This is a genomic window from Streptacidiphilus cavernicola (assembly GCF_042510955.1).
Taxonomy (GTDB): Bacteria; Actinomycetota; Actinomycetes; order Streptomycetales; family Streptomycetaceae; genus Streptacidiphilus; species Streptacidiphilus cavernicola.
In genome coordinates, this window is the sequence record NZ_JBHFAB010000028.1 from 26,407 (window position 1) to 41,729 (window position 15,323).

14 protein-coding genes are annotated in these 15,323 nt (G+C 70.9%); 3 read left to right on the forward strand and 11 right to left on the reverse strand.

Going from position 1 to position 15,323, the window contains the following annotated elements; all coding sequences use genetic code 11:
* Positions 1 to 121: 121 nt before the first annotated feature.
* Entirely contained in the window at positions 122 to 1,414 is a 1,293-nt protein-coding gene (locus ACEZDE_RS28750) for an extracellular solute-binding protein (protein ID WP_380542149.1), read from the reverse strand.
* A gap of 218 nt (positions 1,415 to 1,632) precedes the next feature.
* On the opposite strand from ACEZDE_RS28750, the gene ACEZDE_RS28755 reads away from it, so the two are divergent.
* Positions 1,633 to 2,853: a homogentisate 1,2-dioxygenase gene (locus ACEZDE_RS28755; protein WP_380542152.1), complete on the forward strand. Its 1,221-nt coding sequence runs from the start codon at positions 1,633 to 1,635 to the stop codon at positions 2,851 to 2,853.
* On the forward strand, positions 2,850 to 4,034 hold the full coding sequence (gene fahA, locus ACEZDE_RS28760) for a fumarylacetoacetase (RefSeq protein WP_380542155.1): 1,185 nt from the start codon (positions 2,850 to 2,852) through the stop codon (positions 4,032 to 4,034). Before ACEZDE_RS28755 ends, fahA begins: the two co-directional genes overlap by 4 nt.
* A 7-nt stretch (positions 4,035 to 4,041) precedes the next feature.
* Here fahA and ACEZDE_RS28765 read toward each other — a convergent pair whose 3' ends face one another.
* The 7 genes from ACEZDE_RS28765 to ACEZDE_RS28795 all read right to left on the reverse strand — a co-directional run bounded on the left by ACEZDE_RS28765 (position 4,042) and on the right by ACEZDE_RS28795 (position 12,413).
* Complete coding sequence (locus tag ACEZDE_RS28765) at positions 4,042 to 4,950, reverse strand: carbohydrate kinase family protein (protein WP_380542158.1); 909 nt, start codon at positions 4,948 to 4,950, stop codon at positions 4,042 to 4,044.
* A 79-nt stretch (positions 4,951 to 5,029) separates the two neighbouring features.
* Complete coding sequence (locus tag ACEZDE_RS28770) at positions 5,030 to 6,721, reverse strand: glycoside hydrolase family 13 protein (RefSeq protein WP_380542161.1); 1,692 nt, start codon at positions 6,719 to 6,721, stop codon at positions 5,030 to 5,032.
* Between the two features lie 84 nt (positions 6,722 to 6,805).
* The gene (locus ACEZDE_RS28775) at positions 6,806 to 7,699 is read right to left on the reverse strand and encodes a carbohydrate ABC transporter permease (protein WP_380542164.1); all 894 of its coding nucleotides are present in this window, start codon (positions 7,697 to 7,699) and stop codon (positions 6,806 to 6,808) included.
* A gap of 11 nt (positions 7,700 to 7,710) precedes the next feature.
* Positions 7,711 to 8,661 carry a carbohydrate ABC transporter permease gene (locus ACEZDE_RS28780; RefSeq protein WP_380542167.1) on the reverse strand — a complete coding sequence of 317 codons (951 nt, stop codon included), beginning with the start codon at positions 8,659 to 8,661 and terminating at the stop codon, positions 7,711 to 7,713.
* Between the two features lie 78 nt (positions 8,662 to 8,739).
* A complete protein-coding gene (locus ACEZDE_RS28785; RefSeq protein ID WP_380542170.1) occupies positions 8,740 to 10,128 on the reverse strand; it encodes an extracellular solute-binding protein in 1,389 nt (462 codons plus the stop codon).
* Positions 10,129 to 10,379: 251 nt separating this feature from the next.
* On the reverse strand, positions 10,380 to 11,393 hold the full coding sequence (locus ACEZDE_RS28790) for a LacI family DNA-binding transcriptional regulator (protein ID WP_380542173.1): 1,014 nt from the start codon (positions 11,391 to 11,393) through the stop codon (positions 10,380 to 10,382).
* Between the two features lie 138 nt (positions 11,394 to 11,531).
* Complete coding sequence (locus ACEZDE_RS28795) at positions 11,532 to 12,413, reverse strand: hypothetical protein (RefSeq protein WP_380542176.1); 882 nt, start codon at positions 12,411 to 12,413, stop codon at positions 11,532 to 11,534.
* Between the two features lie 121 nt (positions 12,414 to 12,534).
* Between ACEZDE_RS28795 and ACEZDE_RS28800 the strand changes: the two genes are divergently transcribed.
* A complete protein-coding gene (locus ACEZDE_RS28800; RefSeq protein ID WP_380542179.1) occupies positions 12,535 to 13,407 on the forward strand; it encodes an SMP-30/gluconolactonase/LRE family protein in 873 nt (290 codons plus the stop codon).
* 19 nt (positions 13,408 to 13,426) lie between these two features.
* Here ACEZDE_RS28800 and ACEZDE_RS28805 read toward each other — a convergent pair whose 3' ends face one another.
* The 3 genes from ACEZDE_RS28805 to ACEZDE_RS28815 are packed head-to-tail and all read right to left on the reverse strand — an operon-like array spanning position 13,427 to position 15,073.
* The gene (locus ACEZDE_RS28805; protein ID WP_380542182.1) at positions 13,427 to 14,032 is read right to left on the reverse strand and encodes a GTP-binding protein; all 606 of its coding nucleotides are present in this window, start codon (positions 14,030 to 14,032) and stop codon (positions 13,427 to 13,429) included.
* A 40-nt stretch (positions 14,033 to 14,072) separates the two neighbouring features.
* A complete protein-coding gene (locus ACEZDE_RS28810; RefSeq protein WP_380542185.1) occupies positions 14,073 to 14,801 on the reverse strand; it encodes a bestrophin-like domain in 729 nt (242 codons plus the stop codon).
* On the reverse strand, positions 14,798 to 15,073 hold the full coding sequence (locus tag ACEZDE_RS28815) for a hypothetical protein (RefSeq protein ID WP_380542188.1): 276 nt from the start codon (positions 15,071 to 15,073) through the stop codon (positions 14,798 to 14,800). The genes ACEZDE_RS28810 and ACEZDE_RS28815 overlap by 4 nt, the downstream gene beginning before the upstream one ends.
* Between the last annotated feature and the right edge of the window lie 250 nt (positions 15,074 to 15,323).

The window sequence follows — 15,323 nt, forward strand, 5'->3', positions numbered from 1 at the left end:
TCTGACACCTCTTCGGCTCTGCTGGCGTTGGCTCTGCTGGTCTGGGCTCTGCTGGGTGGGTGGGGCCGCGCAGGGGCCCGGCGGGGCCGCCCGGATGGGACGGCGCCGCCGGGCCGGGGCGTCACGAGGTGGTGTAGTCCGGGAGCAGCTTCTTGGTCGCCGCGGCGACGTTGTCCAGGCCCTGCTGGGTGGACTCCTGGCCGGACAGGATCTTGGTCAGGTCGGTCTGCAGCGGGCCGTAGAGCGAGCTGTACTCGGGCACGGCCTGCCGGGCCACGCCGGCCGCGAGCACCGGCTGGAACGCGGCGATCCCCGGGTTGGCGGTGACCGCCGGGGTGTACGCGTCGCTGCGGGTGGGCAGCGTGGCGTTCTTGGTGGCGATGGTGACCTGCGAGGCGGCCGAGGTCATGAAGGCGATGAACTTCTCCGAGGCGGCCTGGTGGGCCGCGTCCGAGCCGGCGTAGGCGACCAGGTTGTGGCCGCCGACCGGGGCGCCGGCCTTGCCCGCGGAGCCGGCCGGGACCTCGGCCACGCCGAGGTTGGAGGTGTCGCTGAAGGCCGAGCCCTTGAAGACGTTGGTGGTCTCCCACGGGCCCTGGATGATCGAGGCGACCTTGCCGGACTCGAAGGCGTCCATGATGTTGGCGTAGCCGTTGGCGGTGGTGTCCAGCTTCATCGCGCCGGGCGCGGCGAGCAGGCCCTTGATGGTGTCGATGGCCTTGACCGCGGGCGCCGAGTTGATGGTGATCTTCGAGGAGGTCGAGTCGATCATGTCGGTGCCCTCACCGAACAGGAACGGCATCGCGTAGTAGGACTGCGGGTTGAAGGCGAAGCCGTCCACCCCGTCCTTCTGCTTGACCAGCGCCATGTCGGACTTGAGCTCGTCCCAGGTGGTGGGCGCGGCGGTGATGCCGGCCTTGGCGAACAGCGCCTTGTTGTACATCAGGCCGAGGGTGTCGGTGACCTCGGGCAGGCCGTAGAGCTTGCCCTGGTAGGTGGCCTGCTTGATCAGCTGCGGCTCGAACTTGGCGGAGTCGGCGGCGGCGACGGTGCCGTCCAGCGGGAGCAGGTAGCCGGCCTTGGCGAAGCCGGGCAGCCAGCCGACGTCCGCGCGCAGCACGTCGGGGGCGCCCTTGCTGCCCGCGGCGGTCTGGAACTTGGTCTGGGCGTCGGCGAAGGGGACGTTGACGTACTTCACCGTGATGGTGGGGTTGGCCTTCTCGAACGCGGCGACCAGGGCCTTGTAGGTCGGCGCCTCGTTGGTGGCGTCCGAGGTGTCCCACCAGGTGATGGTGACCGGGGCGGCGCTCGCCTTGTCGCCGGAACCACTGCTGGTGCTGGTGCTGCTCCCGCAAGCACTTGCAGAAACCGCTATCGCTGCCGCCAGAACGGCTGCCGCAATGCCACGACGCATTGTGAACTCCTTCAAGGTGAATCCCGGGGATGGGTCGGCACCGGGCTTGGGGAGGAACGTAACAGCGGTGTGAGCACCGAGGAAAGACCTTGCAGCAACTTTCTGAAAGGCTGGTTGATCGTTACATCCGTGTGTCCTGAGCGTTGCCGTATGGTTCAGTGATGCCCTGTCGGGCAACACCCCTGGTCAATGTCGCTCAGGTCGCTCAGGAGGCGAAGGTGGCGTACTACCGCAGCGCGGGCGCGGTCCCCCCGAAGAGGCACACCCAGCACCGGGACCCGGAAACCGGCGGCCTCTACTTCGAGGAGCTGATGGGCGAGGAGGGGTTCTCCTCCGACTCCTCGCTGCTCTACCACCGGCACCTGCCCTCGGCGATGGTGGACAGCCGGGTCTGGCGGCTGCCCGAGGACAAGCCCGAGCCCAACCACCCGCTCAAGCCCTACCACTTCCGGCTGCACGACCTCTTCCCCGGCGAGAGCTGGCGGCAGGCCGACCCGGTCCGCGACCGGCGGACCGTGCTGGGCAACGCCGACGTGCGGATCTCCTACGTCGCCGCCGGCGTCCCCTCGCCGCTCTACCGCAACGGCATAGGGGACGAGTGCGTCTACGTCGAGTCCGGCGGCGGCGTGCTGGAGAGCGTCTTCGGCAGCATCGAGGTCGGCGCGGGCGACTACGTGGTCATCCCCCGGGCCACCACCCACCGCTGGCTGCCCACCGGCGACGCCCCGCTGCGGCTGTACGCGATCGAGGCCAACAGCCACATCACCCCCGCGAAGCGCTACCTCTCCACGTACGGCCAGCTGCTGGAGCACGCGCCGTTCTGCGAGCGCGACCTGCGCGGCCCGGTCGGGCCGCTGCTCGCCGAGGACGTCCCCGGCGAGGACACCGAGGTCTACGTCAAGCACCGGGTCGGCGGCGGGATCGGCGGCACCGTGCTGGTGACCCCCACCCACCCCTTCGACGTGGTCGGCTGGGACGGCTGCCTCTACCCCTACGCCTTCAACATCAGCGACTACGAGCCGATCACCGGCCGGGTGCACCAGCCCCCGCCCGCGCACCAGGTGTTCGAGGGCAACGGCTTCGTGATCTGCAACTTCGTGCCCCGCAAGGTCGACTACCACCCGCTGTCGATCCCGGTCCCCTACTACCACTCCAACGTCGACAGCGACGAGGTGATGTTCTACACCGGCGGCGACTACGAGGCCCGCAAGGGCTCCGGCATCGGCCAGGGCTCGGTCTCACTGCACCCCGGCGGGCATACCCACGGCCCGCAGCCGGGCGCCTACGAGCGCAGCATCGGCGCCGAGTTCTTCGACGAGCTGGCGGTCATGGTGGACACCTTCCGCCCGCTGGACCTGGCCGAGGGCGGCCGGGCCGCCGACGACGGCCGCTACGCCTGGAGCTGGAGCGGACGCGGACCGCAGGGAGACCTCGGGTGAGCTGGGTTCCGGTCCCCGAGGGCTGCGGCTTCACCCTCGACAACCTCCCCTACGGCGTCTTCCAGCCCCGCTCCGGCGGGCCCAGGGTGGGCGTCGCCATCGGCGAGCAGGTGCTCGACCTGGCCGCGATGTGGGCCGGGACCCCGCTCGGCGCGGACCTCGGCACCGGCTCGCTGAACCGCTTCCTGCGCCGCGGCCCGCGCGAGTGGGCCTACGTCCGGCGCGAGGTCCGGCGGATGCTGGAGACCGACGACCGCCGCCGCTTCTGCGAGCGCAACCTGCACCGGATCGACGAGGTGGCGCTGCTGCTGCCGGTCGAGGTCGCCGACTACGTCGACTTCTACGCCTCCGAGGCGCACGCGACCAACCTCGGCCGGATCTTCCGCCCGGACGTCGCCGAGCCGCTGCTGCCCAACTGGAAGCACCTGCCGGTCGGCTACCACGGCCGGGCCGGGACGGTCGTCCCGTCCGGCACCCCGGTCCGGCGGCCCAGCGGGCAGCGCGGGCCCGGCGACTTCGGGCCCAGCCTGAAGCTGGACATCGAGGCCGAGGTCGGCTTCGTGGTCGGCGCCCCGTCCACGCTCGGCGAGCCGGTCGGGACCGGGGCGTTCGCCGAGCACGTCTTCGGCGTGGTGCTGGTCAACGACTGGAGCGCGCGCGACCTCCAGCGCTGGGAGTACCAGCCGCTGGGGCCCTTCCTCGGCAAGTCCTTCGCCACCTCGGTCTCCCCCTGGGTGGTCCCGCTGGCGGCGCTGGAGCACGCCCGGGTGCCCGTCCCCGGGCAGACCGACCCCGAGCCGCTGCCCTACCTGGCCGAGAAGGAGCCCTGGGGGCTGGACCTCCAGCTGGAGGTGCTGCTCAACGGCCGGACCGTGTCCCGGCCGCCGTTCCGCGACACCTACTGGTCGCCCGCGCAGATGCTGGCCCACCTCACCGTCAACGGCGCCTCGCTGCGCACCGGCGACCTCTACGCCTCCGGCACCGTCTCCGGCGCCGGGCCGGACCAGCGCGGCTCGCTGATCGAGCTGAGCTGGAACGGCGCCGAGCCGCTGCGGCTGGCCGACGGCAGCACCCGCACCTTCCTGGAGGACGGCGACACCGTCACCGTCCGGGCCACCGCCCCCGGCCCGGACGGCGGCCGGATCGGCTTCGGCGAGGTCACCGGGACGGTCTCGGCTTGACGGTCTGTCACTTCAGGGCGGCGGCCAGGGTCCCGGCGTCGATGAAGGAGGTGTGGGTGCCCGCCGTGCCGCAGGCGTAGGCGCCGGAGACCTGGCCGGAGCGGACGCAGGTCTCCGGGTCCGCGTCGGCGAACCAGGCGTGCAGGAAGCCGGTCACGAAGGCGTCGCCTGCGCCGTTGCTGTCGACGATCGACCGCCCGGGAAGCGGCTCCACCGCCGGGAAGTGACGGGGCGTCCGGTCGCCGCGGACCAGCAGGTGGCAACCGTCGGCGCCGTCGGTGGCGACCACCAGGCGGGCCCGGCCCCGGTCCAGGATCCCGTGCAGCACCGGGGCCAGCGCGCCCTCCGCCTTGAGGTGCGCGGCGCTCATGAAGACCAGGTCGGAACGGTGCGCGAAGGGGTGGCGGTGCGGGTCGACGCCGTCCCAGGCGTGCAGGTCGGTGGAGACGGTGCGGCCCAGCGCCTCGATGCCGTCGAAGAGGTCGACGTTGTAGTGACTGATCGACACATGGACATGTCGGCTGCGCTGCACGAACGGCAGCGCGAAGGCCGGCGGCATCCGCAGCCCGGCCGGGTGGCGGCCGTCGTAGAAGGAGAACCGGCGGCCGGCCGAGTCGACCAGGTTGACGCTGCGCGGCGTCCCGGCCGGGGCCGGCAGCGAGCTGAAGTCCAGTCCCCGGGCCGCGTACTCGGCGAGGATCAGCTCGCCCTGGGTGTCCTGGCCCAGGTAGTCGATGAACTTGGTGCGCAGCCCCAGCAGATGGGCGCCCAGCGCCGCGCCGTTGCCGGTGTGCGCGATGTAGTCGCGGATCGGCGGGACGTGCACCGAGTCCCCCGGCGGGACCGCCAGTTCGTCCACCCGGACGATGGTGTCGACACCGACACCGCCGATGACCAGGACGTCGTACTCATACATCAGCTGCTCCAGGGAGAGGCGCTCTGAAAGATTGCGCAAACTCTGTCATGGAGTGGTTGCGCCGCACCGCGCGGGACCCTCAACCCGCACGGGGCGGCGCTACCTGGGCGCCGTGCTCCACCAGCGGAGTCCGCAGCCACACCGCCGCATCGGGGGGCAGCAGGCCGCCCGGGGTGGGGCCGCAGGCCAGCAGCACGTCCGAGTGCTCCGGCAGCGGCGCGGGTGCGTCGGAGAGGTTCACCACGCAGGCGAAGTGCGGCCCCCGGCGGAAGGCCAGCACCAGCGGCGCCGACTCCATCCACTCCATCGGCCCGTCGCCGAGCGCGGGCTCGTTCCGGCGGATCCGCAGCGCCCGCCGGTAGAGCGTCAGCATCGAGTCCGAGTCGCCGTCCTGGGCCGCCGCGGTGAGCGCGGACCAGTCCAGCGGCTGCGGCAGCCAGGGCTCGGCGGTGGCGCCGGCCGGGCTGAAGCCGTACGGGGGAGCGCTCCCGTTCCAGGGCAGCGGGACCCGGCAGCCGTCGCGGCCGGGGTCGGTGCCGCCGGTGCGGTGGTACATCGGGTCCTCGATCCGGTCCGCCGGGATGTCCTCGACCTCGGGCAGGGCGAGTTCTTCGCCCTGGTAGAGGTAGACCGAGCCGGGCAGGGCGAGGGTGAGCAGGGCGGCGGCGCGGGCCCGGCGGGTGCCCAGGGCCAGGTCGGTGGGGATGCCGTGGGCCTTGGCGGCGAAATCGAAGCCGGTGCTCTCGCGGCCGTAGCGGGTGACGGTGCGGGTGATGTCGTGGTTGGCCAGGACCCAGGTGGCCGGGGCGCCGACCGGGGCGTGCACGGCCAGGGTGGTGCTGATCGACTCGCGCAGCGCCTCGGCGTCCCACGGGCAGGCCAGGAAGCCGAAGTTGAACGCCGTGTGCAGTTCGTCCGGTCGCAGGTAGCGGGCGAAACGCTCCGGGTCCGGCAGCCAGATCTCGCCGATCAGGGCCCGCGGCTGCGGGTACGAGTCGGCCACGACCCGCCAGGAGCGGTAGATGTCGTGCAGCTCGTCCCGGTCGTTGTAGGGGTGCGGCTCGCCGTCCGGGTGCGCCGAGTCGTAGTCGTAGTCCGGCAGGGCCGGGTCCTTGACCAGCTCGGCGGCGGAGTCGATGCGCACCCCGGCCGCGCCGCGGTCGAACCAGAACCGCAGCACGTCCTCGTGCTCCTGGCGGACCTCGGGGTGGGCCCAGTTGAGGTCCGGCTGCTCCGGCGCGAAGCGGTGCAGGTACCACTCCCCCGGGGTCCCGTCCGGGTCGGTGCTGCGGGTCCAGGCCGGGCCGCCGAACTGCGAGCGCCAGTTGTTGGGCGCCAGCTCGCCGTGCTCCCCCCGGCCGGGGCGGAACCAGAACCGGGCCCGCTCGGGAGACCCCGACCCCGCCTCCAGCGCCTGCTGGAACCAGACGTGGGCGCTGGAGACGTGGTTGGGCACGATGTCGACGATGGTCCGGATGCCGAGGTCGAGGGCTTCCGAGATGAGCTTCTCGGCCTCGGCCAGGGTGCCGAACATCGGGTCGATCTCACGGTAGTCGGCGACGTCGTAGCCGCCGTCGGCGAGGGGCGAGGAGTACCAGGGGGTGAACCACAGGGCATCGACGCCGAGGTCGGCGAGGTAGGGGAGTCTCGCGCGTACCCCGGCGAGGTCGCCTACTCCGTCGCCACCCGCGTCGGCGAAGCTTCGGACGTACACCTGGTAGATCGCGGCGCCGCGCCACCACTGGGGCTCGTGCACGGTAGGGGTCTCCATCTGTTGGGTCCTGACCTGTCGTCAACAGGTCCGGGAGGGTGGTGCTGGACTCCGGCCGGCTGCGGGAGGGTGTCCGACGGGGTGTCAGCCCTTGAGGCTGCCCGCGGTCAGTCCGGCCATGATGTTGCGCTGGAAGAAGAGGAAGAAGAGGATCGTCGGCGCGGCGGAGATGGCCGAGGCGGCGATCAGGACGTTCTCCGGGACGCCCTGGGAGAGCGAGTAGATACCAGCGTTGAGCGTCTGCTTGGTGGGGTCGGGCTCGACCAGCAGCGGCCAGAGGAAGTCCTTCCACACCGCGACCAGGGCGAAGATGGACACCACCGAGACGATCGGCCGCGACATCGGCAGCACGATCGACCACAGGGTGCGCAGCGGTCCCGCGCCGTCGATGGAGGCGGCGTCCAGCAGTTCCTGCGGGATCGAGTCGAAGAACCGCTTCAGCAGGTAGATGTTGAAGGCGCTGGCCACTCCGGGGATCCAGATCGCCCAGGGCGTGTTCAGCAGGTTGACGTGGATGAACGGCAGGCTGATCGCGGTGATGTACTGCGGCACGATCAGCACCATCGCCGGGATCATCAGCGTCGACAGCATCGCGCCCAGCAGCACGTTGCCCAGGGCCGGCCGCAGCTTGGAGAACGCGTAGGCCGCGCTGATGTCCAGGATGAGCTGGAAGAACAGCGCCCCGAACGCGTAGAGCAGGGTGTTCAGCAGCAGCTTCGCCAGGTTCAGCTGGGTCCACGCGGTCTGGTAGGTGCTCGCCGCCACATGGTGCGGGTAGTAGGTCGGCGGGTCCTGGATCGCCTCCTGGGTGGTCTTCAGACCGCCCGTCACCATCATGTAGAGCGGGCCGAGGAAGACCAGGGTGAAGATCACCAGTGTCAGCACCAGGGCGGACCAGTAGATCACCCGGCCGTGCGGGCGGTTGAGCTGGACCCGGGAGACCAGGGTCCTGGTCCCGGTGTCGGTTGCGGTGGCCATGGCGGTCCTCACTAATCCTCTACGCGGCTGACGAGCCGCCGGTAGACAAGGGCGAAGGCCGCCAGGACGATGAGCAGCATCAGCCCCAGTGCGGAGGCCGCGCCGTAGTTTCCGAAGTTGAAGGCGTACTGGTAGACCAGGTACACGATGGTGGTGGTGGAGTTGTCCACGCCCTGGCCGCCGTTGGTGAGGACGAACGGCTCGACGAAGACCTGCATCGTCGCGACGATCTGCAGCATCAGCATCATCGACAGGATCATGCGGGTCTGAGGGATCGTCACATGCCAGACCCGGCGCAGGAGCCCGGCCCCGTCGATCTCGGCGGCCTCGTACAGCTCACCGGGGATCCCCTGCAGTGCGGCCAGGTAGATCAGGGTGCCGCTGCCCATGTTCATCCAGGTGGAGGCGATCACCACCGCGATCATCGACATCTTCGGCGACTGCAGCCACTCCGAGGTGGGCAGGTGCAGCGTGTGCAGGATGTGGTTGAACAGCCCGTAGTCCGGGTTGTAGAAGTACTGGAACAGCACCAGCGAGGCGACCGGGGGAAGCATCACCGGCAGGTAGACCAGCACCCGCATGTAGCCGTTGGCGTGCCGGAACTCGTTCATCACGATCGCGATGAAGAACGGCACCACGTAGCCGAGCAGCAGCGCGAGGCCGGTGAACTCGGCGGTGTTCTCCCACGCCTGGCCGAAGCTGGGGTCGTTCCAGACCTGGACGAAGTTGTGCCAGCCGATCCAGTGCGTCTGGCCGAGCTTCTGCTTCTGGAAGCTCATGATGAACTCCCGGACCATGGGGTACCAGGAGAACAGGGCGAAGACGAGGACCGCGCCGATCAGAAAGCTGTGGGCGGTGAGGTTCCGCTTCAGCTCGCGGAGCAGCGAGTCGCTCGGACGGTGCTTGCGCCGGGGCTTGTGCTCCGGGTCTATCGGGCTCTCCAGTACGGCGGTCGCCGCCATCAGGACTCCTGACAATGCCTGGACGGGGGCGGGGCGGCCGGTCCTGCGGCCGCCCCGCTTCAGTCGGGACCGGTTGGGCTACTTGTTGGCGAGGACCTGGTTGACCTGGGCCTCGGCCGTCGAGAGCAGCTGCGGGATGTTCGCGTTGGGGTTGGTCAGCGCGGACGCCATCGCGGTGTCCAGGACCTTGTAGATGTCCTGGGCGTTGCCCGGCTCGTTGACGCCGGGGACCGCGGCGTCGACGAAGGGCTTGTAGTTGTCGACCGGCATGGTCGAGTTGGCGGCCTTGAGGGAGTTGTCCGCGGCGAGCGAGGCGCCGGTGTAGAACTCCGGCTCCGGCAGGCCGACGGCCTGGCCGCTGCCCTTGGCCCGCTCGTAGTTGAACTGGCCCTGGCCGCTGGTGAGGTAGAGGAAGTTCACCAGCTTGATGCCGGCCTTGATCTGCGCGGGCGTGTCCTTGATGTTGAACATCATGTCGTCGCCGCCGGCCAGGGTGCCCTTGGCCGGGCCGTCGGTGCCCGGGATCGGGCCCATCCCGAAGTCCGAGTACTGGGACTTGAAGGTCTGCACCATGTAGGTGATGTCGTCCGGCGCCGCGATGTACATGCCGAGCTTGCCGGCCGCCATCTGCTTCTGCAGGTCGCCCCACTTGTAGAGCTGGGTCTTGCCCATGGCGTTGTCCTTGAAGCGCAGGTCGTGCAGGTTCTGCAGGACCTGCTTGCCCTGGTCGGTGTTGAACGCGGCCTTCTTGCCGTCCGCGCTCACGACCGGGGCGCCCAGGGCGTCCATCTCGGCGACGAAGTGCCAGCCGCCGTTGTTCCCCGCGCTGTACTCGCCGTAGCCGTTGACGCCGTTGCCGAGGGCCTGGATCTTGGCGGCGTCGGCGGCCACCTCGGCCCAGGTGGTCGGCGGCTGGTCCGGGTTCAGGCCGGCCTGGGTGAACAGCTTGCGGTTGATGATGATGCCCATCGCGTAGTTGGTACGCGGGAGGCCGTAGAGCTTGCCGTCCGACTTCTGGCCGTCGAGCACCGACGGGGCGATGTCGTTCAGCGACGGGACGGTGCTGGTGTTGACGTACGAGCTGATGTCCGCCGCCTGGCCCGAGTCCAGGACCTGCTGCTTGTCCGTGAAGTAGGTGTAGAAGACGTCGGGCTCGGTGTGCCCGGTGAGGGCCGCGGTGAACAGCGCCGGGGTCTCGCAGGGGAACGTGTCGATGCTCTTCACCGTGATGTTCGGGTTTTGCTTCTCGAACGTCGCGATGTCGTCGAACCACTGCTTGCGCGGAACCGGCTTGCTGGTCGGCGGGGCGCAGTCGATGCTGATGGTGACCTTGCCGTCGGCCGTGCTCTTCGGCGTGGTCTTGCTGGACGAGCTGCCGCAGGCGGCAGCGGTGAGGCCGACGGTGGCCGCAAGCAGGAGTGCGGCGGTTCTACGGACACGCGGGCTGGTCAGCCGCTCACTGGTCATTGTGAGGACCCTTCTAGGGTGGCAGGTCTATCTGGCGAGGTTTCCGACTCGGTGTGGCGCGTGCCACTTAACCACTACGAGCAGATGACCACAATATGTCGACGGGAAATTGCAAGATTTCGACTACGTAACGAGAGGGCATGACAAAGGGGTCGGACGATTACCGTCCGACCCCTTGACATCGCAGCGCGTGCCGCGCTCCCCCTCGCGGCGGCCCCGCCAGGCCGTTTCCGAGCTCTGCTGACGCTCTGTCAGCCCCGGGGGCCGACCGGCCCGGTGGAGCCGCGGACCACCAGCTCCGGCTCGAACAGCAGCTCGTCGTGGTTGACCCTGGCCCCGGCGATCTCGCTGGCCAGCAGGTCGACGGCGGCCCGGCCCATGGCCTCGATCGGCTGCCTGATGGTGGTCAGCGGCGGGTCGGTGCAGGTCATGAAGGAGGAGTCGTCGTACCCGACGATGGAGATGTCGCCCGGCACGCTGAGACCGGCCCGGCGCACCGCGCGGACCGCGCCCAGGGCGATCGGGTCGCTGGCGCAGATGATCCCGGTGATCCCGCGCTGCAGCAGCCGTCCGGCCGCCACCTGGCCGCCCTCCAGCGAGAACAGCGCGTGCTCGATGTGCGCGTCGGGCAGCTCGACGCCGGCCCGCGCGGCGGCCGTCCGGGCCGCGGCGAGCTTGCGCCGGGACGGGATGTGGTCCGGCGTCGCCAGCACCAGGCCGATCTTGCGGTGGCCCAGCGACACCAGGTGCCCGAGCGCCTGCTCCACCGCCACCGCGTCGTCGCAGGAGATCTGCGGGAAGCCGAGGCCCTCTATGGCGGCGTTCAGCAGCACCGTCGGCAGCCCGCGCTGGGCCAGCCGCTCGTAGTGCTCGTGCGGGGAGTCCGCCTGGGCGTAGAGGCCGCCGAAGAAGACCACCCCGGAGACGTGCTGCTGCAGCAGCAGTTCCACGTAGTCGGCCTCGGAGACCCCGCCCGCGGTCTGGGTGCACAGCACCGGGGTGAACCCCTGCTGTGCCAGCGCCCCGCCGACCACCTCGGCGAAGGCCGGGAAGATCGGGTTCTGCAGTTCCGGCAGCACCAGGCCGACCAACCGCGAGCGCTCGCCCCGCAGTTGGGTCGGACGCTCATAGCCGAGCACGTCCAGGGCGGTCAGGACGGCGGTCCTGGTGTTCTCGGAGACGCCGGGCTTGTCATTGAGGACGCGGCTGACCGTCGCCTCGCTGACCCCGACTTTCTTCGCCACTTCAGCAAGTCGTCGTGTCATGCCCGCAAGTGTATGTCACAGACCGCAAACTGCTTACGGCTTTCTGCAAAGTTCCGACGAATTTTACAGATGCAGGCCGGGCGGTCCACACCCCTGCCCACGCCGCGCTCCGGGCCCCGCTCCCGGCCTGCTGACGCCTCAGGTCACCATAACGGCCTGGGCCGCCCGCGCGGCAGTGCACGGGGCGAGTTGGGGCGCGGTCCAGGCGGTGAGCGCCCCCGCGTGCACATCGACGAACAGGCAGCCCGCCACACCGCCGGTGCCGATCGCCAGGACGGTGTCCCGCACCCGCCCGGCCGACCCCTGCCCGTCCCGCCACGGATACGCCGCGTGCCAGGGCACCCCGGGCGCCGCCGCCGCCGCGCCCAGCAGCTGCCTGGTCCCGGCCGGGTCGGGGTCGACCGCCTGCTGGGCCGGAGCCAGCCCGTTCAGCCGCATGGCCAGGCCGACCAGCGCCGACGCGCTCCCGGCGGCGTCCTCACTGTCCGTGCCACCGCCGCCTCCGCCGGTGTGGATCGCGGGCTGGACCGGGGCGGTCGGACAGGGCACCTGGCTGCGCGCGGCCGTGGCCGGGGTCGTGCTCCAGTCGAAGTGGTAGCAGGAGGTCACCACCGTGGTGTGATGCCCGCTCAGCACCCCGCTGGTGACGCTGCCCAGCAACCGCACGGTGAGGCCGGTCGGCGCGGCGCCGGGGGCCGCCGGGTAGTCCAGGTCGAGCAGCACTCCCCGCACCGAGCGGACCGCCGCCGCGTAGGCGGCCTCCGGCACCCCGCCGCCCGGCACCGGCAGCGCCCGCAGCGCCGCCTGCAGCGCCGACGCCCGGAACTCGGCGGCCTCCCCGGCTCGGGCGGAATCGTGCGGATCCTGGATCCAGCCCGCGATCTGACCCACCAGCACCAGCGACAGGATGCTGGCCAGCAGCAGCACGAAGCCCATGCCGTAGCGCCAGTGCACCACGCGGCGGCGGGGCGTGCGTCCTTCCTCGGCCTGTGCCGACTGCTCAGCCACGGCCTGGGTCACCGTCCCCCCTCCACCCCCGGATGTGCCACTGCGGTGAAGAACTATTGTGAGCCCCACGAAGCAGGTTTACCGGCGATCGGACCAGACTGGCTGCGTTCTTTCTCCGGCCGAGGGGAGCACCATGCCGCTGGAACTCGTCGACGACTGCCGCCTCGCCCTCGGCGAGGGCGTGGTCTGGGACAGCAGGGCCGAGCGCCTGTACTGGATCGGCATCGCCGACCGGCAGGTCCGCTGGCTGGACCAGGACGGCGGCAAGCCCGGCGCACTGCACCTGGACACCCGCCCGGGGACGCTCGCCCCGTACCGGGACGGCCGGGTGCTGCTCGCCGTGGAGAGCGGCTTCGCGCTGCTGGACACCGCCGACGGGACGCTGGAACCGGTCGCCGCGGTCGAGGCGGACCGGCCCGAGCGCCGGATGAACGACGGCAAGTGCGACCCCTACGGCCGGCTCGTGGCCGGGACGATGACCCTGGACGACCCGCGGGTCGGCGGCCCGCTGTACCGGCTGGAGTACGACGGCGACGGTACGGCGCGGGTGGTGACGCTGCGTGAGGGAATGCTGATCCCCAACGGCCTGGACTGGCCCGAGCCCGACCAGCTGTGGCACATCGACACCCCCACCCGCGCCATTCGCCTGTTCGACTACCCCGAGCACGGCCCGCTGGCCGACCCGGTGCGGACCCTCGACGTCTCCGCTCTCGGCGGCGACCCCGACGGGATGACCCTGGACGCCGAGGGCAACCTCTGGGTGGCGTTCTGGGGCGGCGCGGCCGTCCGCTGCCTGTCGCCCGAGGGCAGGGTACTGGAGACGGTGGAGCTGCCCACCGGCAAGGTCACCAGCTGTGCCTTCGGTGGGCCCGCGCTGGACGTCCTCTATGTCACCACCGCGGGCGGCGGCGAGCCGGGCGCGGACGACGGCGCGGGATCGCTCTACCGCTACCCCGGCCTGACCACCGGCCGTCCGGCCAGGCACTGGGCCGGGCCCGGGTTCTGACCGACCGTCACCGGGTGTGTCAGCTCCGGCCCTGCAACGCCCGCCGCTCGGAGGCGTTCAGGGCCAACTGCACCACCGCGACCAGGACCTCCTTGGCGGACTCCCGGGACCGGGCGTCGCACTGCACCAGCGGGATCCCCGGATCCAGGTCCAGCGCGGTGCGGACCTGCTGCAACGGGTACGTGCCGGCCCCCTCGAAGCAGTTCACCGCCACCACGAAGGGGATGCCGCGCCGCTCGAAGTAGTCCACCGAGGGGAAGCACTCGTCCAGCCTGCGGGTGTCGGCGAGGACCACCGCGCCCAGCGCACCGACCGCCAACTCGTCCCAGACGAACCAGAACCGGTCCTGGCCCGGCGTTCCGAACAGGTAGACCGCGAGGTCGCCGCGGATGTCGATGCGGCCGAAGTCCATGGCCACGGTGGTGGTGGACTTCGCCTCCACCCCGGCCGTCCGGTCCACCGGACGGCCGGCCTCGCTCAGCACCTCCTCGGTGCGCAGCGGCCTGATCTCGCTCACCGCACCGACCAGCGTGGTCTTCCCCACCCCGAAACCGCCGGCGACCAGGATCTTCAGAGCGACGGGCAGCAGGTCGGCGGCGGCGCCGCCGGGGGCTATGGGATCCACGGCGGTGATCCTAGCCCGCGCCGGCCTCCCGTCAGAAGCTTCAGCCGGAAGAGAGTTGGGCGAAGCGGGCGAGGCTCTGGGTGTAGGCGACCGGGGTGACGTGGATCGGCCCGCTGTAGGGGTGGGTCATGTGCAGCACCATGAAGATCCCGAAGCCGACCACCGCCCCGACCAGGCCGAGGGCGATGGACTCTCGCAGGTGGAAGGTGAGTCCGGCGATCGGCGCGTAGAGCAGCACCAGCAGCCCGGTCGCGATCAGCGCCGGGTACAGCGGTGACGGGAGCGAGGACTGGGTGTCGGCGAGGCGGATCTGCCGGGTGGTGTAGACGGCCGTCAGGTCGGTCAGTTCCTGCGACTTGACGGCGGAGTCGGGCAGCGCCTCGACATGCGCCCGGACGGTGTCCAGGTCGCTCCAGGTGGCCGAGCTGGCGCTGCCGTGCTCCATGGTGCCCCACTCGCTGTGGATCACCGAGGTGACGTAGTCCCGCAACAGTGGACGGGTGGTCGGATCGGCGTCGGTGTAGGCCGCGTTGAGCGCGCGGGCCTCGTCGTAGGTGTGCCCGCGGGCGGTGTTGAGGTTGGACCAGGACCCGGCGATGAGGAATGCCGCGACCAGGACGAAGGAGGAGAGCGAGGCCGAGCCCAGGAAGCCGAGCGCGCCCCCGGAGAAGGTGCCCTCACGGGAACGGGTGGTACGGCCGAAGGCGGCCAGGACGCCCACCGCGGCAGCGCCGCCGAGCAGGGCGAAGAGGATGAAGCCGAGAATCAACGGTGCCTCCCGAAGGCGTGGCTGACGTAGCTGGCGCCGGCGGAGACCAGCGCGGGCAGGGTGATGGCGACGAAGACGAAGGTGGCCTCGGGCGAACCGGTCGGAGCGGGCATCGCGGTGTCCACGATGGGCTTCGGCGGGGCGGCCACGGTGACGGCCCGCACGGCCGCGGGCGGCGGCGGGCTGGGCAGGACGGCCCGCGGGTGCGGGGGTGGGGGCGGCGCGGCGACGACGATGTGTGCGGCCGGGTGGGGTGCAGGCGGGGGTTTCACCGGGGGTGGGGGTGGTGGTGGGGGTGGTGGCGGCGGGGGTGGAGGTGGCGGCGGCGGTGTGGGGGGCGGTGTAGGTGGCGGCACCGGGCAGTTCGGCGGCGACGGGAACGGCGGGGACGGCGGGAAGCCGGGGAAGGGGAAGTCGCCGGGGTGGCCCCCGTGGTGGTGCGGCGGATGCGGGACGCGCGGGGGCGTCGGGACGGCGCAAGGGTGCCAGTGCCAGTGCCCGTGGTGGTGCCAGTGGTGGTGG

Bases quoted from the DNA above. Each gene is read 5' to 3' on its own strand.
- ACEZDE_RS28790 (WP_380542173.1), bottom strand. From the start codon at position 11,393: ATGACACGACGACTTGCTGAAGTGGCGAAGAAAGTCGGGGTCAGCGAG.
- ACEZDE_RS28780 (WP_380542167.1), bottom strand. From the start codon at position 8,661: ATGGCGGCGACCGCCGTACTGGAGAGCCCGATAGACCCGGAGCACAAG.
- ACEZDE_RS28785 (WP_380542170.1), bottom strand. From the start codon at position 10,128: ATGACCAGTGAGCGGCTGACCAGCCCGCGTGTCCGTAGAACCGCCGCA.
- ACEZDE_RS28750 (WP_380542149.1), bottom strand. From the start codon at position 1,414: ATGCGTCGTGGCATTGCGGCAGCCGTTCTGGCGGCAGCGATAGCGGTT.
- ACEZDE_RS28775 (WP_380542164.1), bottom strand. From the start codon at position 7,699: ATGGCCACCGCAACCGACACCGGGACCAGGACCCTGGTCTCCCGGGTC.
- ACEZDE_RS28770 (WP_380542161.1), bottom strand. From the start codon at position 6,721: ATGGAGACCCCTACCGTGCACGAGCCCCAGTGGTGGCGCGGCGCCGCG.
- ACEZDE_RS28765 (WP_380542158.1), bottom strand. From the start codon at position 4,950: ATGTATGAGTACGACGTCCTGGTCATCGGCGGTGTCGGTGTCGACACC.
- ACEZDE_RS28800 (WP_380542179.1), top strand. From the start codon at position 12,535: ATGCCGCTGGAACTCGTCGACGACTGCCGCCTCGCCCTCGGCGAGGGC.